Origin of the sequence: Actinomadura sp. DC4 (assembly GCF_030406325.1) — a bacterium.
Classification (GTDB): domain Bacteria; phylum Actinomycetota; class Actinomycetes; order Streptosporangiales; family Streptosporangiaceae; genus Actinoallomurus.
The window spans coordinates 45,467-66,516 of record NZ_JAUEQY010000003.1 but is presented as its reverse complement, the minus strand read 5'-3'; the positions used below and the strand labels follow the sequence as shown (position 1 = coordinate 66,516).

Below are 21,050 nucleotides of genomic sequence, written 5' to 3'. Positions count from 1 at the left end.
GTCAACAAGTTGAATAGGTGCTTGTGATACTAATCGCGCCCCCGGCGGTCGGCTAGATGGCATTGCGTCACGCGGTTCTCGCCGCGCTGCTGGAGGGTGAGGCCTCGGGCTACCAGCTGGCCAAACGCTTCGACGTGTCGGTGGCCAACTTCTGGTCGGCGACGCCCCAGCAGCTCTACCGGGAGCTCGAACGGCTCGAACGCGACGGCCTGCTCAGCGGGCGCGTCGTGGAGCAGCGACGCCGCCCGAACAAACGCGTCTTCACGCTCACCGCGGACGGCCGCGAGGAGCTCCACGCGTTCACCGCCCGGCCGGCGCGGCCGACGGCGATGCGCGACGACCTCCTGGTCAAGCTGCAGGCCGTGGACGCCGGCGACCAGGACGCGGTCCGCAAGGCCCTGACCGTACGGCTGGAGCGGTCGCGCGGCCGGCTGGACCTCTACGATCGCCTGCGCGACGGCCTGCTGGACGGCCGCGACGAGGCCGCGTACCTGAGTGAGGCGGACCGCGTCGGCCCGTACCTCACCCTGATGGCGGGGCGCGCCTACGAGCAGGAGAACATCCGCTGGTCCGAAACCGTCCTCGGCATCCTCGACCGGCGCGCGGCGGCCCGGCGCTGACCGGATGCCCCCCGGCGCGGGACGCGCCCGTGCCGGGGAGGCGGCGTCACTGCGAGGACGGTGACGGCAGCGGGCGGATCAGCGGATCGAGCTTCTCCCGCGCCTCGTCCAGGGTGATGAACTCCCATTCCGGCACCTCGATGACCTCGAGGTGGTCGGCGTGCTCGTAGACGTGTTCGCCGATGAGCCGGCCGCGTTCGTCGTACGGCCAGTGCATCGCGATGCGCTGGCGCACGACGTAGTGCAGCTCCGGATCCCCGTCCGGGATGACGTTGCCGCGCACGTACGTGTTGAACATCGACTCCGACGCGATCCCCCAGTCGGCCACGGCGAGCTGTTCGTCCTCGAGCACGATGACGTTGCTCTCCGTGTCCGTCAGCGTCCGGTAGAAGGCGACGACCTCCTCGAAGCCGTCGAGCGTGACGCTCGTACGGTTGATGTTGAGGTAGTACACGGGGTGTTCGACGGTCATGTCCTCGGCGAAGATCTGCGTCCACCGTCCGGTCACCTCGAGCAGGGCGTGCCGGCGGTAGTTTTCCAATAATTGCCGGTGACGCGGGCTCTCGGCGTGCTCCAGCAGCCCATCCGCGGCACGGGTCAGCATGGTGATGTCGAGCTTTTGCACCGCGAAATCCCTCTCATACGCCTTGGGCTTGTCCCCCCCTAATGGTGCCATCCGGCCCACACCGTTTCGGCGAGTGTGAGGGCCGTGGTGGCGATGAGGACGGAAAGCGTCGCGGTGACCAGCGAGGAGGACATTTCAGTCGCCGACTCGACCGTGACGGCCGAGGCCGCGACCGCGCACAGAGCGGTGAGGGCGGTCACCGTGCGTACGCGCCGGGCCTCCGATCGGCCCGTCGCGGCGAGGAGCCGGGCGAGGAGGGGGAGCACGAGGATCTCGTGCATCGTGGCGGCATGCGCCGCCTTGAGGAAGCCGCCCACGGCGTACGCGCGCTCCTGGTCGCCGCCGAACACCGCGGTCATCCCCCGGACGATCATGACGACGCCGATGAGAAGCGCGACGTCCAGGAAGACGAACCCGGCCCGCACGGCCAGGCGCATGCTCGGCGCGACGCCCGGCGCCGCGCGGAACGCCGCGACGGTCAGCGCGGCGATGACGGCCACGATCAGCGCCCCGCCCGCGGCGAGTGTCCGCGCCACCGTGCCGTCGAACGGGGTCTCCAGGTCGAAGTGCGACGGCACGCGCCGCCACGCCTGCGTCGTCACCAGCGCGGTCTCGAGCACGCAGGCGACGGTGAAGGCGCCGAGCAGCACCGTACGGGCGCGCCCGCTCAGCCGGACGTACGAGGAGACCCACGCGATCGTGACCAGCGTCAGCCCGAACGACAGCCCGAACGTGACCGCCTTCCGCCACGAGACCGGCCCCTCCCGCGGGCCCCCGTCCACCGCGAACACGCCGAGGTGGACCACCCCCGAGACCATGAGAACGACGCCGGTCACGTACACGACCCGCTCCACCCGGCGGGCCCCGGCCCAGATCTCATGCGGCATGCGCCGATCCTCGCGCCCGGCCGGCGGCACGGGCATCGCCCGTCGGGAGGCGTCCGCGCTACGCCCGGCGGCGTAGCGCGCCGGCCTCCTGCCGGGGGACGCGGCGCCGCCCGTACGCCCGGCAGGGTCGCCCTCATGCGCCTCCTCATCGCGACCTGGCCGCGGCGGCTGCTCACCGCCGCGCTCGCGCTGGTCCTCGCCGGCACCGCGTTCTCCTTCGGCTACAACGCGGCGACCGCGGGCCGTGCCCGGGAGCCGGCCGGCCTGGAGTTCGTCTCGGCCGCCGGGATCCGCACGCGCTACCGGCACTGGGGCACGCAGGGACCGCCGGTCGTCCTGGTGCACGGCGCCGCGGAGTCGGCCGACACCTGGGAGGGCGTCGCGGACGTGCTCGCCCGGAACCGCCACGTGTACGCGCTCGACGTGACCGGCTGGGGGTACAGCGAACGGCGCGGGCCCTTCGACGCCGAGCACCAGGCGACTCAGCTCCTCGGCCTCCTCGACGCCCTGCACCTGCCCCGCGCCACCCTCGTGGGCCACTCCACCGGCGCGGGGGTCGTGGCCGCGGCGGCGCTGCGGGCGCCCGGCCGCGTCGACGGGCTGGTCCTCCTCGACGGCGACGCGCTGGACACCGGCGCGGGCGCGGGAGCGGACGGGCTGCGAAGTGTGCTGCTCGACCCGTACCGGACGACCCTGCTGCGGCTCGCGGTCCGCTCGGACTGGATCATCCGCCGGATCTACGCCTCGCAGTGCGGCCCGGCCTGCCCGCGCCTCGACCGCGCGGGCGTGGACCGGTGGCGGCGCCCGCTCCAGGTGGCCGGGGCCGAACACGGGCTGTGGCACGTCCCCGGCGTCGTGGGCCTGCCCGCGAGCCGGGTGGCGGGGCTGGCGCGGCTCCCCGTACGCAAGGCGGTGGTCTTCGGCGCCGACGACGACGTGTTCCCGCGCTCGTCGCCGTGGGAGACCGCCCGGCGGATCGGCGCGCCGCCCCCGGTCATCATCCCCGGCGCGCGTCACCTGTCGCTGATCTCCCACCCCGCTCAGGTCGCCGCGGCCGTGCCCTGATCCTCCACGCTCTGGAGCAGGCCCCAGACGAAGTGCGCGACGTACGGGCGCGGCGGCCCGTCCGCCTCGGGCACGGAGAATCCGACCTGCCACCGGCTCGGCAGGGTGTCGGCCTGGTGCTCCGCCGGGGCGAACCGCCCGGCCACGTCGCCGACGACGCACGACCACGGGGTCAGGTCGGCCACGCCGTCCAGCCGGGGCGCCGGCGAGCCCTCCGGCCGTACCAGCCACTCGTGCAGGACCGACCCGTCCGGGCCGATCAGCGCCTCGAACCGCAGGTCCGGCCAGAGCGACAGCTCCCACCAGGCCGTACGGCAGGTCACCTCGCCGATCCGCCGCTCCGCGCCGTCGGACGGCGGGCCGAGCACCGTCCGCAGGCGGCGCTCGCCCGCCGGGAAGCGCGTGGACCGTAGGATGCGCTGCCACCGGGCGTTCACCTCGCGCATCTCGGTCCGGGTGGCGGACAGCGAGCGCATCGCGCCGGTCACGAGATCGGGCTGGTAGTCGGTCATGCGGCGGAGCAGGACCAACTGGAACTCACGCCTCGCGAAGCCCTTCATGACTCCGCATCAAACCAGGCCCGGCCGTGTGCCCGAGAACGAGCCCGGCGACCCGGCGCGGCAGGCCGGGGGAGAAGAACCCGTGGCCCATCGCGGAGATCGTCCGCAGCCGTGCGCCGGGGATCGCGGCGGCGACGGCCGCGCCGTGCTCCGGTGGCCGGAGCGGGTCCTCGGACCCGTGCACGACCAGCGTCGGCGCGGCGATCGACGACAGCGGGACGAGCCGGTCGGCGGTCATCCGCCGTCCGGCCAGGTCGTGGTTGGTGGCCGCGGCGTAGTCGTTCGCCTGGTCGTAGGCGGTCTCGACGAACCGGCGCGCGGCGTCCTCGTCGAAGGGCACCGCCTCGCCGCCGCACAGCACCCGCCAGGTCTCCAGATCCGCGGCCACGATCTCCTCACGCGTCGTACGGGGCATCGTCGCCAGGCGGCCGAGGTGCGCGAGGAACCGCGCCGCGGGCGGCGGCAGGTCACCGGGGTCGGGCTCCTGCCCGCCGAGGGCCCGCGCCCACGCGGGACCGGCGTCGTGGCCCATCGGCCCGGCCATGATCGAGGTCAGGGTGCGGACCCGCTCGGGCCGGTGCACGGCCAGCCACTGCGCGATGGCGCCGCCCAGGGACGCGCCCACGACGTGCGCGGCCTCGATCTCGTACCTGTCCAGAACGGCCAGCGCGTCCGCCGCCATGTCCGCGAGGGCGTACGGCCGCGCGGCGAAGTCGACGCAGTCGGACCGGCCGGTGTCACGGTGGTCGAACCGGAGCACCTGCCGCCCGCCGGTGGCGAGCGTCTCCACCAGTTCGTCCGGCCAGCCGATCGCCGGCGCCGACGTCCCCATGACCAGCAGCACAGCCGGGGCGTCCGCCGAGCCGGTCCGCTCGGTCCACAACCGCAGGCCGTCCGAGGTGACGAATTTCGTATCGACCGATGTCATGCGCGCCAATATAGCGAATTTGGGCACCATTAATAATGGCGCCTTCAGTCAATTTATTTGGTATAATGAAGGGAGAGATCGGGGCCGTGTATTCAGATCCGGGTGCGGACGATCTATCGTGATGTCATGTCGAAGTCGCAGGTCCTGGAGGTCGCAGGACGTGAGGTCACGGTCACGAACCCGGACAAGACGGTGTTCGCATCCGGCGGGTTCACGAAGCTGGACCTCATCCGCTACTACCTCGCCGTGGCGGACGGAGCGCTGCGCGGCGTCTCGGGCCGGCCGATGATCCTCAAACGTTTCGTGAAAGGGATCGAGGAGGAGGCGTTCTTCCAGAAGCGCGCGCCGTCCAAACGCCCCGACTGGGTCGAGGTGGCGCAGTTGAACTACGCCTCGGGGCGTTCGGCGGACGAGGTCGTCGTACGCGACGCCGCCGCGCTGGCCTGGGTGGTGAACCTCGGCTGCGTCGATCTCAACCCCCACCCCGTCCTCGCCGAGGACCTCGACCATCCCGACGAGCTCCGGATCGACCTGGACCCGGTGCCCGGCGTCGCGTGGGGGCAGATCGTCGAGGTCGCCCTGGTCGTCCGGGGAGTGCTGGAGGACCACGGGCTGACCGCCTGGCCCAAGACCTCGGGCTCACGGGGGTTCCACATCTACGCCCGCATCGATCCGCGCTGGTCGTACCGCGAGGTGCGGCTGGCCGCCGAGACCGTCGCCCGCGAGGTCGAGAACCGCGCACCCGACCTGGCCACCAGCCGCTGGTGGAAGGAGGAGCGGCAGGGCGTCTTCGTGGACTTCAACCAGAACGCCAAGGACCGTACGGTGGCCTCCGCCTACTCCGTGCGGCCGACCGAGGACGCCCGGGTCTCCACGCCGCTCACCTGGGACGAGGTACCCGGCTGCCGGCCGTCGTCCTACACGCTGCCGGCCGTCCGGGAACGCTTCGCCGAGCTGGGAGACCCCTGGGCGGGCATCGAGGGCACGCCGGGGTCTCTCGAACCCCTGCTCGGCCTGGCCGAACGCCTCGGCCCGGCCGAGAAACCGCCCAAGGGCGTCGGCCGTAGGCGGTTCACGATGCCGCTCATCGAGATCGCCCGGGCCAAGACCAGGGACGAGGCGGTGGCCGGCCTCGAACGCTGGAAGGCCCGCCACCCTGATGTGGTGCGCCACCTGGAGCCCGCCGATGTTCTGACCGACGGTATGCGCGGCAGCAGTTCGATCTGGTATCGCATCCGGATCAACCTCCAGCACGTCCCCGAGGCCGAACGCCCCGCGCAGGAGCCGCTGGAGGTCGACTACGACCCGTGGGCCGGCCGGGGCTGAGTCAGGACACCGAGGTGCACACGCAGCCCCGGGTCAGCGCGCTGGAGGCGGTCGCCGCGCAGTAGCGGACGGCGACGGCGTCATGGGCGTCGGCCGGATGGCCGCACGCGCAGAGCGTCTCATCGTCCGGCTTCGTCGTTTTCTCGTTCGTGCGTGTAATCATTTTCCCTCCTCGGTCGTACGCGCAGTCGCGATTTTCGAAATGCGCGACAAATGGATCAGTTCGGCCGCCGCACCGAGTGGTCCGGCGGCGGCGTGCCGCCTTCGAGGCGGCCGCTCCCCGCCGCGACGGTGCGCTCGGGCGGACGGTCGCCGGTGCCGGTGGCGAGGCCGGCGGCGGCCAGGATCTCCTCGGGCCGCCTGCTCCCTCCCTCGCCGGCCAGCGCCAGCGCGGACTTGGCCGCTGCCGCCGGCGCGCCGGGGGGTACGACCAGCAGGAGGACGTGGTCCTGCCGGCCACGCGTCACGATGATCTTGTGGTTGACGTTGGCGAACCACCCCACGCGCACAACCCGTCCGCCGACCCTGATGCGGCGCGGGAGTGAGTCCCAGTCGCGGACGTCGACGCCGAGCCGCAGGATCGCGCCGACCTGATCATTGAGGGCCGCGACGAGGATCGGGAACTCGACGCTCGCCTCACGCGAGCGCGGCCACCAGGCGCCGTCGACCGTGCCCCGGCCCAGGAGCGCCGGGTCCAGGCTGAGTCTCGCCTCCGCCAGAACGGGTGAGGGAACGACGCCGATATGTTCGGTAATGTGCGGTGCCATGAAATCGGCCCGTCTCAGCCCGACGATCGAGCCGGATAATCTATCGCCAAGAACGACGTCAACATGATTATCGGCGCGCGAAATGCCCTCGGTCTTTTAATTGTACACGCAAAACCGCCGTCCGATCGGCGCCAAGGGGGCGGTGAGCAGGTCGGCCGCCCCCCGGACGGCTGCCCATGACGTTCGATTCCGGTCGTTCGACACCTCCCGATGGCCTCCGGCCCGCAGGCGGCTCACAAGCTCGTTGCCCCCCGGGGGCGGCGGGGGCGATTTACGATCGGAGCAACCACGTTATGAACATCCTCGGATATGGAGGGTGTTCGGAGTCGGTGGTGTTGAAACCGACGAAGGGACCGAGATGGGCAAGCCTCGGAGCCCGACACTCATCACGCTCGGGCGAACGGTCCGTACCTTCCGCGAGGCGACCGGGCTCACCCAGAAAGAGCGGGCCTCCAAGCTCGGCTGACGTCAGGAGATCCTGGCCAGGGACGACCCGCCCATGGTCCACGTCGTGCTCGACGCGGCGGTGCTCTACCGATCTCACGGCGGCCCCGAGGTCATGCGAGCTCGGCTCGAACACCTCATCGCGTCCGTCGGGCCACGTCTCACACTGTAGATCGTGAGATCGGAGGCGACTCCCCGATCGACGGGGCGTTCAGCATCGCTACCGTGGACGACGGCGCCGAAGTCGGCTATCTCGAAATGGTCATCGGCGGCATTGTCACGAGTAGCCGAGAGGACATCGCGGCACTGGAAAAGCGCGTGGGAGGCCATCAGGTCGTTCGCCCTCTAGCAACAGGAGTCCCCGAAGCCGATCGAGGCAGTGGTGAAGGAAGTCGAGCCGCCGCGGCGAAGACGGCGGCAACTGCGTTGAGGTCGCGGTCGCCGAACAGGCCGCCAAGCAGGCACCTCCCCTGTGAGATGGCTCCCGGAGTTCCCCGGGAGCCTTTGCCGCGTGCGCCTTGGGCCAGGATCAAGAACCGGCCTGGTGGGGCGGGGTGGCCGTCATCGCCGCCCGGGGCGTGGGCGAGTGGCCGGCGCTCTGCGGGATCCCGACGATCGCCTCCAGGTCCGCGCCGTCGATCGTCTCGCGTTCGAGGAGCAGGTCGATGACCCGATGGAGCGCGTCCAGGTTCGCGCGGATGAGTTCGGTGGCGCCCGTCTCGGCCTCGCGCAACAGCCGCGCGACCTCCTGGTCGATGGAACGTTGCGTCTCCTCGGCGTACGGACGGCCGGCGAAGGGGTTGTCACGGCTCGGCCCCTCCGGCCCGTAGCTGATCGGCCCGACCGCGGCCGAGAACCCCCACTCCCTGACCATGTGCGTCGCCAGGTCGGTCGCCGCCAGCAGGTCGTTGGACGCGCCGGTCGACGGCTCAGACAGGACGACGATCTCCGCGGCGCGGCCACCCAGCCGTACGGCGAGGGAGTCGGTGAGATGGCTCTCGGAGTACAGGTGGCGTTCGGAGTCCGGTAGTTGCTCGGTCACGCCCAGGGCGGCGCCGCGGGGAAGGATCGTGACCTTCGCGACGGGGTCGGCGTGCGGGGAGAGGACCGCGACGAGCGCGTGCCCCGCCTCGTGGACGGCCACGGCGTGCTTCTCCTCGGGCAGGAGCGCGTTGGAGGCGTCCCGGCGGCCGATGAGGAGACGGTCACGTGCGGTGGCGAAGTCGTCGGCGCCGAGAACCTCGCGGCCGTCACGTACGGCGTTGATCGCCGCCTCGTTCACCAGGTTGGCCAGGTCGGCGCCCGAGAACCCGGGCGTGCCTCGCGACACCACGTCGAGGTCGACGTCGGAGGCGAGCGTCTTGCCCCGTCCGTGGATGGTGAGGATCGCCGTACGCTCGGTGCGGTTGGGCAGCGGGATCTCGACGGTCCGGTCGAAGCGGCCGGGCCGGAGCAGCGCCGCGTCGAGGATCTCGGCTCTGTTGGTCGCCGCCATGACGACGACACTCGCGCCTGGTTCGAAGCCGTCCATGTCGGAGAGCAACTGGTTGAGCGTCTGCTCGCGTTCGTCGTTCGACCCGAAGCCGCCGGGACCGCGCCGGCCTCCGATGGCGTCGATCTCGTCGATGAAGATGATCGAGGGTGCGCGCTTGCGGGCCTCGGTGAACAGGTCCCGGACCCTGGAGGCGCCGACACCGACGAACATCTCCACGAAGCTGGAGCCGCTGAGCGCGAAGAAGGGGACACCCGCCTCGCCGGCGACGGCTCTGGCCAGCAGGGTCTTGCCGGTCCCCGGCGGGCCGACCATGAGCACGCCCTTCGGGCCGACCGCCCCGGCGCGCGCGTACCGCGTCGGATGCTTCAGGAAGTCCACGACCTCCATGACCTCGGCCTTGGAGCCCTCGTAGCCGGCGATGTCCGCGAATCGCGTGGCGGGCCGCTCCTCGTCATAGAGCGTGGCCTTGGACTTGCCGACGCCCATGATGCCGCCGAGGCGGCCGGAAATCTGCTTGCTGCCGCTACGGCTGATCCATACGAAGATGCCGATGATGAGAAGAAGCGGCAGCAGTGACAGGACCGTGCTCAACGCCGACCTGCCCGGGTTGCTGCCGCGGACCTCGACCTTGTGCTGGACGAGGAGCGCGGAAAGCGCGTCGTCGCCGAGCGCGGTGGGGATCTGGGACGTGTAGGCGGCACCGCCGCGGAGCGTGCCGCTCACCGAGCCCGTCGAGTTGATCGTCGCCGTCGCGACCTTGTCCGTCGTCACCTCGTTGACGAAGCCGGTGTAGCTGAGGCTCCGCGCCGACGTCCCGCCGCCGTAGGAGTGGAACGCGAGTCCGGCCGCGAACATGATCGCGATTCCGATGGTGAGGACCCAGGCCCGCCACCTCGGAGGCGTGGGCGGTACAGGTGCCGGCGTGTGCTTCTCCGGCGGGCCCGGCCGGGCCGAGTTCGTACGGTGCGCGAGTCTCACGCGGTCACTGGGAGGCCGCCGGGGCGCAGACGCAGCCCCGTTGCAGGTCGCCCGACGCGGTCGCGCGGCAGTAGCGCGACGCGACGGCGTCATGTGCGTCGATGGGATGTCCGCACGCACACAGCGGAGATGGTGGCGTCTCGTCTTGCGAAACGTCGTTTTTGGCGTCATCTGTCCGCATGGTCACTTCTTCAGTCAATCGCGATCTCGTGGGTGCGGAAACCACGAACCTGACCAGAGCCCATCACGCAGACTGATGAGCGCGGCGGTGATCGGCTGTGGTGATGGGCTCCGCGCGAATCGCCTGTTTCCCCGGACGAGCCGGTGGAGTTGGCTCGCAGTGGGGCCAGGTGGGTCCGCCGGAGCTGGGGAACGGAGCATTCCGATGATCGTTGTCGTGATCGTCGTCGCGGTGGTCCTGCTGCTGGTGCTCGCGCTGGCGGTACGGATCGTCAAGCAGTACGAGCAGGGCGTGTTGTTCCGGCTCGGCCGGGTCCGGGGGGCGCGGGAGCCGGGGCTGCGGCTGATCATCCCGGTGGTCGACGTCATGCGCCGGGTGTCGATGCGAATCGTCACGATGCCGATTCAGTCCCAGGGGATCATCACTCGCGACAACGTCAGCGTCGACGTGTCGGCGGTGGCCTACTACCGGGTGATCGACTCGGTGAAATCCGTTGTGGCGATCGAGAACGTCCGTGCCGCCATCGACCAGATCGCCCAGACGACGCTGCGCAAGGTCGTCGGCCAGCACACCCTGGACCAGACGCTGTCAGAGACCGACCGGATCAACCTCGACATCCGCGAGATCCTGGACGTCACCACGCTCGGCTGGGGCGTCGAGGTCAGCTTGGTCGAGCTGAAGGACATCCAGCTGCCCGACAGCATGAAACGCGCCATGGCCCGCCAGGCCGAGGCCGAGCGCGAGAAGCGCGCCAAGATCATTAGTGCCGAGGGCGAGTCGATGGCCGCCGCCGCGCTGGGCGACGCCTCGGACACGATGATGGCGCACCCACTGGCGTTGCAACTGCGCAACCTGCAGAGCCTGGTCGAGATCGGCGTGGACAAGAACACCACCGTGGTGTTCCCCGCGCCACTGATGACCACGATCGCCGAACTCGGGACCTTCCTCGCGCGCGAGAAGGGCGCGGCGGCTCCGGTGCTAGCTCCCAATGGTGGTGCCCCGGACGGAGCGGGCCGCGCCTGAGCCGCCGTAAACGGCGGCCGGCCGCCCGAGCTCACGCTGGGACGGCCGGCCGCTCCATGCGTCAGCGGGCGCGTCCCGTGGGCAGGTCCGGGGAGGGTGCGCCGTCGTCGATCCAGCGGCCTTCCTCGCGGCCACCGTCTCGTACGGCGCGTTCGGGCGCCGTCGGGCGTACGTCCTGGGCGTCCGCGGCGGCGTATTCCGGAGGAAGGTCGCCGGTGTCCGGTGACAGCCGCGGCCTGATGCCGGCGGCGGCGAGGATCTCTTCGGCCGGCCGCTGTTCTTGCCGCCGGCCGCCAGGGCCAGCGCGGACTTGGCCGCTGCCGTCGGCGCGTCGGGCGGGATGACCAGCAGCATGATGTGGTTCTGCCGGCCACGCGTCACGATGATCTTGTGGTTCACGTCGGCGAACCGCCCGATGCGTACGACGTGGCCGCCGACCGTGACGCGCTGGGGGATCTCGTCCCAGTCGCGAGCGTCGAGGCCGAGCCGCAGCACCACACCGACGCGCGCGTTCAGCGCCGACACGAGGCCCGGCAGCTCGACGGTCGCGTTGCGGGAGAGCGGCCACCAGCCGCCGTCGACGACCCCGAGACGCCGGAGTCGCGGATCCAGGCTCAGTCGCGACGCCAGCGGAATCGGCTGAGAAACAACGTCTATTTGCGCGGTAACATGCGGTGCCATGATCGGCCCCGTCCTCAGCTCGGTCAGCGAGTTGGATTTTCCTGCACCGAGGACGACGCCGACTTGATCGCCGGAGCGCGAAATGCCCTTGGTAGTTAAATAATACAGCAGAATTGTCCGTACGAACTGGTTGTGCGGTCAGTGCCGGGCCTGGCGCGGCCTGCGCCACATCTCGGCGTTCTGGGTACCGGCGACCGGGCGGCGAAGCCGGTCCCGGCGGGAGGTCGCCCCGGGCCGGATCGGGTCTCGACGAGACCGTCAGGGGCGACGCCGACGGGCCAGGCGGTGCAGCTGGGTGATCCGCGCGGTGCCGAGCACCAGTGTCACCACGACCCCGGCGACCGTGGCCATCAGCAGGCCGACCGCCAGCGGCAGCGTCCCGTGCAACCAGAGAAAGGAGACCTCTACGCCGCGTGTGTTCTGCATGATGAACACGATGAACGCGACGAGCAGGATCGTGGCGGTCCACACGCCGATCCAGGCCACGCTCGTTCGCGTGGCGGGGACCGCCCGGCTCTCCCGCGCGGGAGCCACCGGCTCGGACGGCGGCGCGTCCACGGCCGGCGCCGGTGTAGCGGGGCGGGTCTCGTGGTCGGCGGGGTGATGCTCGAGCGGCATGATGTCCCTCTCGGAGTGGGCCGGTGTGGCGGGCGACCTCAAGCGGGAGACGTCGTCATTCCGGATAGTTAAAATAGTATACCTGAAATGGCGGGAAATGCTGTTTCATGCAGCGTAAATTTGGTTGACGGATTTCCCGGGGCGGGAATAAGGGTGCCTGTGCGGGCGGTCGATTTCCCGGCGCGCGGGCCGCGCGTGCCGGGTGTCCCGTTTGATCGGCATCTGAGGGGTAGTGAGAGAGAAAATTTCGGTCGTATCGGACGGGCTGCCCATGACTATCGACTCCGAGCGTTCAACACCTCCCGAAGGCGACGGTCCCAAGGCCGAGCCGGAGGAGGATTCGTCCCGCGCCGCCGACGACGCGGAACCGGCCGGTGTCGAGGACAGGGCGGAACCGGCCGGTGCCGAGGACGGCGCGGCGCCCTTCGGGCGGCCCGGGCGGCCGCTGGACCGGCGGTCCCCGTTCTTCGTCGGGATGACCGGGGCGGCCGGCGTCGCCGTGACGTACGGGCTCATCCAGGTCATCATCGCCGCGCGTTCGGTACTGATCCTCATCGGCCTGGCGCTGTTCATCGCGGCCGGGCTGGACCCGCTCGTGACGTGGCTGACCCGGCGCCGCCTGCCCCGCTGGGCCGCCGTGACCGTGGTCATCGTCGGGACGCTCGGGGTGATCGCCGGCTTCCTGACCATCGCGATCCCTCCGCTGGCCTCCCAGGCGACCGCGCTGGCCGACCGGCTGCCGCACTACGCGCACAACCTGCAGGACCACAGCTCACAGCTCGGGAAGCTCAACGACCGCTTCCACATCCAGCAGAAGCTGACGGGGTTCCTGTCCGGCGGAGGCACGTCCGTGGTGGGCGGCGTTCTCGGCGCGGGGAAGATGGTCCTGACGGCCGCCACGTCCCTCCTCGTGGTGATCGTGCTGGCCATCTACTTCCTGGCCGGGATGCCCGCCATCAAGAACCTCCTCTACCGGCTGGCCCCCCGCTCGCGCCGCCCCCGCATGATCCTCATCAGTGAGGACATCTTCACCAAGGTGGGCGGTTTCGTCCTCGGCAACATCATCACCTCGCTGATCGCCGGCGCGGGTACGTACATCTGGCTGCTGATCTTCGGAATCCCGTACGCGCTGGTCCTGGCTCTGTTCGTCGCCTTCATGGACATGATCCCGGTGATCGGGTCGACGATCGGCGGCATCGTGGTCTCGCTCATCGCGCTCACGGTGTCCCTGCCCGTGGCGATCGCCACGGGCGTCTTCTACGTGGCGTACCGGCAGGCCGAGGACTACTTCCTGATTCCCAAGATCATGGGCAAGGCGGTCGAGGTGCCCGCCGTGGTCACCGTTCTGGCCACGCTCATCGGCGGCGCGCTCCTGGGCATCATCGGCGCCCTGATCGCGATTCCGGTCGCCGCCGCGATCCGGCTGCTCCTCAACGAGATCGCCCTGCCGCGCCTGGACCGCAGCTGACCGTTCAGGCCCGGCAGGCGGCGAGCACGTCGCGGGCCAGCGCGTCGGCGAGCCGGAAGGACAGCGCGTTGGTGCGCGGGCGGGTGAAGCCGGCGATCGCGAAACCACGCCCCGCCCAGGCCCCGAGCGCGAACCGGCGCGGATGCGCCCCGCCGTCCGCCCGTAGAAGACGGCCGTCGCGCAGGGCCAGCTTCCCGAGCACGTACGAGACGCCGTCCGGCCCGGTCAGCACCTCCTCGGTGGCCTCGCCGCGGTCGTGGAGGGCGCGCAGGAGCGGGTCGGTCGTACGGGCGATGCTCGCCGCAGGCAGCCGCGACTCGACCAGAGCGCGGGCGTCGACGGTTTCGGCCGTGCCACGCGCGCGGAAGACGCCGTCCCCGGGGGTGACGGCGACGCCCCCGCCGAGGAAGCGGACGACCCCCGCGCGGGACAGCGCCTCCAGCTCCCGCAGGCGGCGCGGCGGCGGGCCGCTCGCGTAGTACCCGAACACGCCCTGCAGCCAGGCGCCGAGCTCCACGGCCTGTGAACGCGCGGCCAGGCGGCCGTTGTTGACCGCGTCCACGAGCACGCCGAAGACCGTGAGCAGCCCGAAGAACACCGCCAGGTCGGCGCTGTACGCGGGGTCGGCGTGCCGCTCGACGTCGGCCGTGACGTACGCGCGCATCCAGGCCTGGAGGCCCTCGGCGTCCTCGAAGGACACGCCGCCGAGGGGGTCGAGCAGGCGGTCGAGGTCCAGCCGGTCCTCGGCCTTGGGCACCGCGCCCTCCACGAAGTCGGCGAGGCTCCCGGCGCCGAGGCGCGCCTCGAACTCCGCCCAGGGCACCGCGACGCGCTCGGGGTGCGCGGAGAACAGCTCGTGGTAGTGGTACCAGGAGAGTTCCTTGGCGATCAGCGGCCACAGGTCGCGCCACAGGTCGAGCGGCCCCTGCCGCTCGTACAACTCCATCGCGGCGGCCGGGGTGAAGTGGCGCGGGCCCGGCGGGCGCTCCCCGCCGAGCTCATAAGTGATCTTGGAGTGGTACGGTACGCCGCGCCGCGACCCGGCGTACAGGATCGGCTCACGGCCGGAGGGGTGGTAGGTGAGGCCGCCGTCCGCGCGCGGCGTGTACCGTCCGCCGCGGCCCTCGGTGAGCAGCACCATGTCGTCGACGAAACCGAGCCCCATCCCGCGCATGACGACCGGCTCGCCGGCCCGTACGGAGGTCAGGTCGGTGTCGGCCGCGTAGTGCGGCGGGACGTACGTCAGCCCGTGCGCGGCCGCGTGGCCGGCGAGCGCCCGGTGCTCGTCGGCGGGCTCGACGTCGAGGTGCCCCTGGGAGAGGATCACCGCATCCGCCGCGATCGGCTCCTCCCGCCCTTCCAGCCGTACGAGCTGGGCGCCGTCGTGGTCGGTGACGTCCAGGACGCGCGCGGCGTGCACCTCCACTTCGACCGATTCCGGGGCGGAGCCGGTGACGTGCTCGAAACACCAGGAAAGGTAGGCGTTCTGCAGCCGCCGCGACGGGAACAGGCCAGGCTCGACGCCGCCCCACTCGCACAGTGTGGGCCCGGGCCGTACGGGCCCGTCGATGAGGACCGTCTCGTCGGTGAACATGGTGACGTCGGTGGCCTGGGAGTTCATCCAGAGCAGGTCCGGCTGGTCGAGCCGCCAGACCCGGCCGCCGCCGGGCGGGTGCGGGTCGGCGACGTGAATGCGCACGGGCCGGTCGGCGGCGAGCTCGGGCGCGTTGGCGATCAGCCGTTCGAGCAGGACCGTGCCACCGGGACCCGCGCCGACGAGAACGATCACCAGGGGAGAGGTGCTCACCGGGCGGCCGGCCTGGGGCGAGCGTCGATTCCGGGCATGCCGGGCGGTTCGATGAGCATCCGGTCCTCCTAGTAGGTATTACATACCTATTTAGTAGGTAATGTCCAGGGAGTCCGCTCATGGGGCACGCTTTGCTCCATGGACAGTGCCCTGCCGTCCGGCGAGCTGGCCTTGCGGGTCAACGCCCGTATGTCCGGTGACGAGCCGTGGCACCGAGAACGCAGGACGACCAACGACGCGCGGCTACGAACGCTCGTCATCGATCGGCCCGGAGCCGCCCCCCGATGCTTCCGACTGGGATCCCGAGCAGGTGGCTCAGGACGTTCTCCGCTCGATTCCGCTGACGCCCGCCGAGGCTTGGGAGCTGAGCGACGCCGGCGGAACGCCCGATCGGGCTCACTCAGAAGCCCTCGGCCGTTGGCTCGTGGGCGGCGGTGGCTGGCCGTTCAGGCCCGCGTTGAACAGGTAGTTGCGGTCGACGGCCGACCCCGGCGTACGGCCGCCGCCCCAGCCGATGCTCCGGCGGTACGCCCCGAGCGCGCCCGAGGCGGCCAGCCCGGCCTCGTCGGTGTACGGGGAGCCGGGCGGGGCGGGTCCGGACAGCGGTGCGACGAAGAGGGCGTCGACGGGACAGTGCGCCTCGCACATGAAGCACGTCTGGCAGTCGGCCTGCCGGGCGATCACCGGTATCCCGTCCGGCCCGCGCTCGAACACGTCCATCGGGCAGACCTTGACGCAGATGTCGCAGGCGACGCACCGCCCGCCGCTGACGACCTCGATCATCGCGGCTGCGGGGTGGGTCCGACGGGGGCGACCGGGTCGAACGCGGTCCACACCTCTTCCAGACCGCCGACGAGGATGCGGCGGCGCAGGCGCGGGTCCTGGTCCGGCCGGTCGTCTCGCAGGTGCGTTCCGCGGGTCTCCTCCCTGGCCAGCCCGGCCCGGTACATCCACCGGCCGTGGGCGGCGAGGGCCGCCGCCTCGCGCGCCCGCAGCGCGGTGCGGCCGTCCGTGCCGGCGAGGTGCTCCGTGACCTGGCTCCACAGCGCGTCGAGCGTGTCCAGCGATCGCCGGAGGCCTTCCCCGGTGCGGAACAGGTTGCGGTCCAGGGGCAGGATCTCCTCCTGTACGGCGCGGACCACCTCGGCGCCGCCCAGGCCACCGTCCCGATCCGGCCGGAGCCCCGCCCGGCCGTTCGCGCGCAGTCCCTCGCCTACGGGGCCGCGTCGGCGGGCGAACGAGGCCGCGGCCCCTCCCGCCCAGGTGCCCGAGGAGATCGCCCACGCGCCGTTGAAGCTCCCGCCGCCGCTGGCCGCTCCGGTGATCAGCTCGCGGGTGGCCACGTCGCCCGCCGCGTACAGGCCCGGCACGCTCGTCGCGCATCCCGCGTCGGTGATCCGGAGCCCGCCGCTGCCGCGTACGGTCCCCTCGTACGCGAGGCGCACCGGGTACGCCGTCGTGAACGGGTCGATGCCGGCCTTGTCGAGCGGCAGGAAGAAGTTCGGCTGCGAGTCGCGCATCGCCTGGCGCAGCTCCGGGGGAGCGCGGTCGAGCCTGGCGTACACCGGCCGGCCCGCGGCGACCAGCCGGGCCATCCGCATGCGCTCCGTGCGGAACGATCCGACCGGGGGGATCGGCGTGCCGTCCTCGTCGTAGTAGGAGGCGTACCGCATCATCAGGCCCTTGGTGTGGTTCCCGTACGCGGGCGACATCCCGTACACGGCGGAGAACTCCATGCCGGACAGCTCCGCCCCGAGCTCGGCGGCCATCAGGTGCCCGTCGCCGGTGTCGACGTTGAGGCCTAACGCGCCGGACAGGAACGCGCAGCCGCCGGTGGCGAGCACGACCGCGCCCGCGCGTACCTCCCAGCGGCCCCAGCCGTCCTGGCGCCGCACCCCGGCGGCGCCCGCGACGACACCGGCCGGGTCCGTGAGCAGTTCGAGCGCCGGGTGGTGGTCGAGCACGCGGACGCCGGAGCGCAGGACCCGCCGGCGCATGCGCCGCATGTACTCCGGCCCCTGGAGGGTGTTGCGCCGTTCGACGCCGCGCTCGTCGCGCGGGAACCGGTAACCCCAGCCCGCGAGCCGGCCGACCTGCCGGAACGTCTCGTCCTGTACGCGCGCCATCCAGCCGCGGTCGGTGAGGCCGCCGCCCGCGGTCTCCCGCTCGGCCATCGCCGCCTCGCGGACGACGGCGTCCTCGGGCAGGTACCAGAGGTTGTTGCCGCCGGCGGCCGCCGAACCGCTGGTGCCGCAGTAGCCCTTGTCGGCCAGGACCACCGAGGCGCCGCCGGCGGCCGCCGCGACCGCGGCCCAGGCCCCGGCGGGACCACCCCCGACGACGAGCACGTCGGCGTCCAGCCGCAGGTCGCCTGCGGTCGAGCCGGTACGGGAGAGGCCGTACGTGGTGGATTTCGTCCGCATTGATGCCCCTTCCGGCGATCTTCCTACCCGCCGGGCCACGCCGTGACGCCGGCCCGTTCCGGTCTCACCGCAGCGGCTTGGCCATGCAGGTGGAGAACGTCAGGCGCTCGTACGGGGGGAAGATCGGGATGTGGGCGTAGCCCGCCCGCTCGTAGAGCCGTACGGCGTCGGGCTGGCGGTCGCCGGTCTGCAGGACGATCCGCCGGCCGCCGAGCGCGCGCGCCGCGTCCTCGGCCGCCGTGAGCAGCGCCGACGACACGCCCGTGCCCCGGTGGGACGGGGCGACGTACATCCGCTTGAGCTCCAGGTCGCCGTCGTTCCACCGCAGCGCGGCGTGGCCGACGGGCCCGTCCTGCTCGGTACGGGCGACGCCCACCCACACCACGTGGTCGGCGTCCAGCCCGTTCACCTTCGCGATCTCCCGCCCGCCGGACGCGGCGATCCGGTCCGCGTACCGGTCCGCCATCTCCGACTCCATCGCGGCCCGCAGGGCGGCCGCGTCGGGGTCCGCCCAGGTCACCTCGTGGACGGTCGGCTTCACACGGCCCTCTCGTAGCGGTTCGCGGGGCGGGCGAGGCCGAGCAGGCCGCGCAGCGTGCCGGCCTCGTACTCGCGGCGGAACAGGTCGCGGCGGCGCAGCTCCGGGACGAGCCCGCGCGTGATGGCGACCAGGTCGTCCGGAAGCGCGCCCGGCCGCAGCCGGAAGCCCTCGATCCCGGCGGACCGCCAGTCCTCCAGCAGGTCGGCCAGGCCGCCGGGCGTCCCGGTGAAGACGAGCGCGTCGGAGGCGAGCGGCGCCCCGTCCAGCTCGTCCAGCCGGGCCTTGCGCGCCTCGGCCGCCGGGGCGGCGTCGTCGAGGAAGACCAGCAGGTCGGCGAAGACCCGTAGTGGTTCGCCCTCCCGCCCCACGGTCGCCTCGGCCGCCCTGACCTGCCCGAGAAGAGCGGCGGCCTCGTCGCGGGAGTGCGGCGTGACGTACACGACGTCGGCTCCGCGCGCCGCGAACTCATACGGCAGCACGTCGTGCGCGAGCGCGGTGACGAGCGGCTGGCCCTGCGGCGGCCGGGGGGTGATCGAGGGTCCCCGGACGTCGAAGAAGAGGCCTTCGAAGTCGATGTAGTGCAGCTTGTCGCGGTCGATGAACCGGCCCGTCGCGACGTCGCGGATCTCGGCGTCGTCCTCCCAGCTGTCCCACAGCCGGCGTACGACCTCGACCGCGTCGGTGGCCTCGGCGAACAGCGCCCTCACGTGCTCGGCGAACGCCGGCTCGGCGCGCCGGCCGAGGTCGAACTCCGGGAACTCCCGGCGCCCGAAGTGCCGGGCGTCGGCGGAGCGCGGGGAGATCTGCGGGCGCCAGCCCGCCCGGCCGCCGCTCACGTGGTCGAGCGAGGCGATGCCGATCGCGACGTGGAAGGGCTCCGTGTGCGTCGTGCCGGTCGTCGGCACCAGCCCGATGCACGAGGTGATCGGCGCGACGCGGGCGGCCAGCAGCACGGCGTCGAGCCGGCCGCGTACCTGGTCGCGCCGGTCGTCGGGTCCGTCGGAGGCGGAGGACTGCAGGGCGAGGGCGTCCTCGAACGTCACGAAGTCCAGCAGGGCGTGCTCGGCCTCGGTGACCAGCCCGGCCCAGTAGCCGGCGGTGAACAGCTCGTCCGGCCGCGCGTCCGGCGAGCGCCACGCCGCGGGGTGCCAGCCGGCGCCGTCCAGGGCGGCGGCGAGGTGCAGGTGGGTCATGAAACGACCTCTCGCTCGCGGGCGGTGGTGAGTCCGAGGTGGTCGCGGAGTGTCGGGCCGGTGTAGTCGGCGCGGAAGACGCCCTTCTCCTGGAGCAGGGGTATCACCTTGTCGACCAGGTCGTCCAGGCCGCCGGGCGTCAGGTGCGGCACGAAGATGAAACCGTCCGCGGCGTCGGTCCGTACGAACTCCGCGATCTGGTCGGCGACGGCCTGCGGGGTGCCGATGAAGGACTGGCGGCCGGTGACCTCGATGACGAGCTCGCGGACGGTGAGGTTCTTCTGGCGGGCCAGCGCCCGCCACTGCTCGACGGTGGCGCCGCGGTCGCCGCGGAACTGGGCACGGCCCTTGGACACGCCTTCGCCGAGGTCGGGTTCGATGTCGGGCAGCGGCCCGTCGGGGTCGACGGCGGAGAAGTCGCGTCCCCAGACCCCTTCGAGGAAGGCGAGCGCCGTCTGCGGGCTCACCTGGGCGCGGCGGATCAGCGCGGCGTTCTCGGCGGCCTCCTCCTGGGTGTCGCCGAGGGCGTACGTCACCGCGGGCATGATCTTCAGCTCGTCCGGCCCGCGGCCGTACTTGGCAAGCCGCGCCTTCACGTCCTTGTAGAAGGCCCGCGCCTCGTCCGGCTTGCTGTGCCGGCTGAAGATGACGTCGGCGTCCGAGGCGGCGAACTCCCGGCCCTCGTTGGAGTCCCCGGCCTGGATGATCACCGGCCGGCCCTGCGGCCCGCGCGGCACGTTGAACCGCCCGGAGATGGAGATGTGCCGCCCGTCGTGCCGGAACTCCTCGATTCCGCCGTCCCGGACGAACTCCCCTCGTACGGGGTCGGCCACCACGGCGTCGGGCCGCCAGGAGTCCCAGAGCTCGCGCGCGGTCTGGAGGAACTCGGCGGCGCGCGTGTACCGGTCGGCCTCGGCCAGGTAGCCGCCGCGCCGGAAGTTCTCGCCGGTGAAGGCGTCGTAGCTGGTCACGACGTTCCAGGCGGCTCGGCCGCCGCTCAGGTGGTCGAGCGTGGCGAGCCGCCGGGCCACCTCGTACGGCTCGTTGAAGGTGGAGTTGACCGTCGCGGCCAGCCCGAGATGCTCGGTGACGGCGGCGAGGGCGGACAGGACGGTCAGCGACTCGGGCCGCCCCATCACGTCGAGGTCGTGGATCCGGCCCTTGAGCTCCCGCAGCCGGAGCCCCTCGGCGAGGAAGAAGAAGTCGAACCTGCCACGCTCGGCGGTCTGCGCCAGCCGTACGAAGGAGCCGAAGTCGATCTGGCTCGCCGACCGGGGGTCGGACCAGACGGTGGTGTTGTTCACGCCGGGGAAGTGCGCGGCCAGGTGCACCTGCTTGACGGGCATCGGGAACCTTCCTCCTTCACGACTCCCTCCCGCCACACCTCCGGAGGGAGGTATTTAGACTATCAAGGTAGGAA

General features: G+C 71.7%; 22 protein-coding genes and 1 pseudogene. 7 read left to right on the top strand and 16 right to left on the bottom strand.

The genetic code is table 11. The annotated features are described in order from the left end of the window. Positions 1 to 56: 56 nt before the first annotated feature. A complete protein-coding gene (locus tag QWU11_RS05365; RefSeq protein ID WP_290103893.1) occupies positions 57 to 620 on the top strand; it encodes a PadR family transcriptional regulator in 564 nt (187 codons plus the stop codon). A 46-nt stretch (positions 621 to 666) separates the two neighbouring features. On the opposite strand, the gene QWU11_RS05360 is transcribed toward QWU11_RS05365, so the two are convergent. Both QWU11_RS05360 and QWU11_RS05355 read right to left on the bottom strand, forming a co-directional pair. After that, positions 667 to 1,245: a hypothetical protein gene (locus QWU11_RS05360; protein WP_290103892.1), complete on the bottom strand. Its 579-nt coding sequence runs from the start codon at positions 1,243 to 1,245 to the stop codon at positions 667 to 669. Between the two features lie 38 nt (positions 1,246 to 1,283). Beyond that, complete coding sequence (locus QWU11_RS05355; protein ID WP_290103891.1) at positions 1,284 to 2,132, bottom strand: hypothetical protein; 849 nt, start codon at positions 2,130 to 2,132, stop codon at positions 1,284 to 1,286. A gap of 135 nt (positions 2,133 to 2,267) precedes the next feature. Here QWU11_RS05355 and QWU11_RS05350 point away from each other — a divergent pair, with 135 nt between their 5' ends. Further along, complete coding sequence (locus QWU11_RS05350; protein WP_290103890.1) at positions 2,268 to 3,197, top strand: alpha/beta hydrolase; 930 nt, start codon at positions 2,268 to 2,270, stop codon at positions 3,195 to 3,197. On the opposite strand, the gene QWU11_RS05345 is transcribed toward QWU11_RS05350, so the two are convergent. After that, complete coding sequence (locus QWU11_RS05345) at positions 3,173 to 3,757, bottom strand: hypothetical protein (RefSeq protein ID WP_290103889.1); 585 nt, start codon at positions 3,755 to 3,757, stop codon at positions 3,173 to 3,175. The genes QWU11_RS05350 and QWU11_RS05345 overlap by 25 nt on opposite strands. Further along, positions 3,735 to 4,685: an alpha/beta hydrolase gene (locus QWU11_RS05340; RefSeq protein WP_290103888.1), complete on the bottom strand. Its 951-nt coding sequence runs from the start codon at positions 4,683 to 4,685 to the stop codon at positions 3,735 to 3,737. Before QWU11_RS05340 ends, QWU11_RS05345 begins: the two co-directional genes overlap by 23 nt. 126 nt (positions 4,686 to 4,811) lie before the next feature. Here QWU11_RS05340 and ligD point away from each other — a divergent pair, with 126 nt between their 5' ends. Then, positions 4,812 to 6,011: a non-homologous end-joining DNA ligase gene (gene ligD / locus QWU11_RS05335; RefSeq protein ID WP_290103887.1), complete on the top strand. Its 1,200-nt coding sequence runs from the start codon at positions 4,812 to 4,814 to the stop codon at positions 6,009 to 6,011. 1 nt (position 6,012) lies between these two features. On the opposite strand, the gene QWU11_RS05330 is transcribed toward ligD, so the two are convergent. Then, on the bottom strand, positions 6,013 to 6,174 hold the full coding sequence (locus QWU11_RS05330) for an RGCVC family protein (protein WP_290103886.1): 162 nt from the start codon (positions 6,172 to 6,174) through the stop codon (positions 6,013 to 6,015). Positions 6,175 to 6,229: 55 nt separating this feature from the next. Continuing rightward, positions 6,230 to 6,778, bottom strand: a complete 549-nt coding sequence (locus QWU11_RS05325) for a DUF5994 family protein (RefSeq protein ID WP_290103885.1) — start codon at positions 6,776 to 6,778, stop codon at positions 6,230 to 6,232. A gap of 475 nt (positions 6,779 to 7,253) precedes the next feature. Here QWU11_RS05325 and QWU11_RS47220 point away from each other — a divergent pair, with 475 nt between their 5' ends. Next, positions 7,254 to 7,394, top strand: coding sequence for a Scr1 family TA system antitoxin-like transcriptional regulator (locus tag QWU11_RS47220; RefSeq protein WP_354670813.1), 141 nt, complete (start codon positions 7,254 to 7,256; stop codon positions 7,392 to 7,394). A gap of 217 nt (positions 7,395 to 7,611) precedes the next feature. Further along, positions 7,612 to 7,698: pseudogene (locus tag QWU11_RS47215) on the top strand (hypothetical protein); the annotation flags it as partial. A 53-nt stretch (positions 7,699 to 7,751) separates the two neighbouring features. Here QWU11_RS47215 and ftsH read toward each other — a convergent pair. Both ftsH and QWU11_RS47210 read right to left on the bottom strand, forming a co-directional pair. Beyond that, positions 7,752 to 9,695: an ATP-dependent zinc metalloprotease FtsH gene (ftsH, locus tag QWU11_RS05320; RefSeq protein WP_290103884.1), complete on the bottom strand. Its 1,944-nt coding sequence runs from the start codon at positions 9,693 to 9,695 to the stop codon at positions 7,752 to 7,754. Positions 9,696 to 9,699: 4 nt separating this feature from the next. Then, entirely contained in the window at positions 9,700 to 9,876 is a 177-nt protein-coding gene (locus QWU11_RS47210; RefSeq protein ID WP_354670808.1) for an RGCVC family protein, read from the bottom strand. A 204-nt stretch (positions 9,877 to 10,080) separates the two neighbouring features. On the opposite strand from QWU11_RS47210, the gene QWU11_RS05315 reads away from it, so the two are divergent. Further along, positions 10,081 to 10,899 (top strand): slipin family protein, encoded by an 819-nt coding sequence (locus tag QWU11_RS05315; RefSeq protein WP_290103883.1) that lies wholly within the window; start codon positions 10,081 to 10,083, stop codon positions 10,897 to 10,899. On the opposite strand, the gene QWU11_RS05310 is transcribed toward QWU11_RS05315, so the two are convergent. Next, a complete protein-coding gene (locus QWU11_RS05310) occupies positions 10,855 to 11,580 on the bottom strand; it encodes a DUF5994 family protein (protein WP_290103882.1) in 726 nt (241 codons plus the stop codon). The genes QWU11_RS05315 and QWU11_RS05310 overlap by 45 nt on opposite strands. Positions 11,581 to 11,838: 258 nt before the next feature. After that, positions 11,839 to 12,198 (bottom strand): lipopolysaccharide assembly protein LapA domain-containing protein, encoded by a 360-nt coding sequence (locus QWU11_RS05305; protein ID WP_290103881.1) that lies wholly within the window; start codon positions 12,196 to 12,198, stop codon positions 11,839 to 11,841. Between the two features lie 271 nt (positions 12,199 to 12,469). On the opposite strand from QWU11_RS05305, the gene QWU11_RS05300 reads away from it, so the two are divergent. Continuing rightward, on the top strand, positions 12,470 to 13,666 hold the full coding sequence (locus QWU11_RS05300; RefSeq protein WP_290103880.1) for an AI-2E family transporter: 1,197 nt from the start codon (positions 12,470 to 12,472) through the stop codon (positions 13,664 to 13,666). A 4-nt stretch (positions 13,667 to 13,670) separates the two neighbouring features. Here QWU11_RS05300 and QWU11_RS05295 read toward each other — a convergent pair whose 3' ends face one another. The 6 genes from QWU11_RS05295 to QWU11_RS05270 all read right to left on the bottom strand — a co-directional run bounded on the left by QWU11_RS05295 (position 13,671) and on the right by QWU11_RS05270 (position 20,976). Then, a complete protein-coding gene (locus tag QWU11_RS05295) occupies positions 13,671 to 15,473 on the bottom strand; it encodes an FAD/NAD(P)-binding protein (protein ID WP_290103878.1) in 1,803 nt (600 codons plus the stop codon). 396 nt (positions 15,474 to 15,869) lie between these two features. After that, positions 15,870 to 16,256 carry a ferredoxin family protein gene (locus QWU11_RS05290; RefSeq protein WP_290103877.1) on the bottom strand — a complete coding sequence of 129 codons (387 nt, stop codon included), beginning with the start codon at positions 16,254 to 16,256 and terminating at the stop codon, positions 15,870 to 15,872. After that, positions 16,253 to 17,896, bottom strand: coding sequence for an FAD-binding protein (locus QWU11_RS05285; protein ID WP_290103876.1), 1,644 nt, complete (start codon positions 17,894 to 17,896; stop codon positions 16,253 to 16,255). Before QWU11_RS05285 ends, QWU11_RS05290 begins: the two co-directional genes overlap by 4 nt. A gap of 64 nt (positions 17,897 to 17,960) precedes the next feature. Beyond that, a complete protein-coding gene (locus tag QWU11_RS05280; protein ID WP_290103875.1) occupies positions 17,961 to 18,437 on the bottom strand; it encodes a GNAT family N-acetyltransferase in 477 nt (158 codons plus the stop codon). Continuing rightward, positions 18,434 to 19,630, bottom strand: a complete 1,197-nt coding sequence (locus tag QWU11_RS05275) for an LLM class flavin-dependent oxidoreductase (RefSeq protein WP_290103874.1) — start codon at positions 19,628 to 19,630, stop codon at positions 18,434 to 18,436. Before QWU11_RS05275 ends, QWU11_RS05280 begins: the two co-directional genes overlap by 4 nt. Further along, positions 19,627 to 20,976: an NtaA/DmoA family FMN-dependent monooxygenase gene (locus QWU11_RS05270; RefSeq protein WP_290103873.1), complete on the bottom strand. Its 1,350-nt coding sequence runs from the start codon at positions 20,974 to 20,976 to the stop codon at positions 19,627 to 19,629. The genes QWU11_RS05275 and QWU11_RS05270 overlap by 4 nt, the downstream gene beginning before the upstream one ends. Positions 20,977 to 21,050 lie beyond the last annotated feature (74 nt).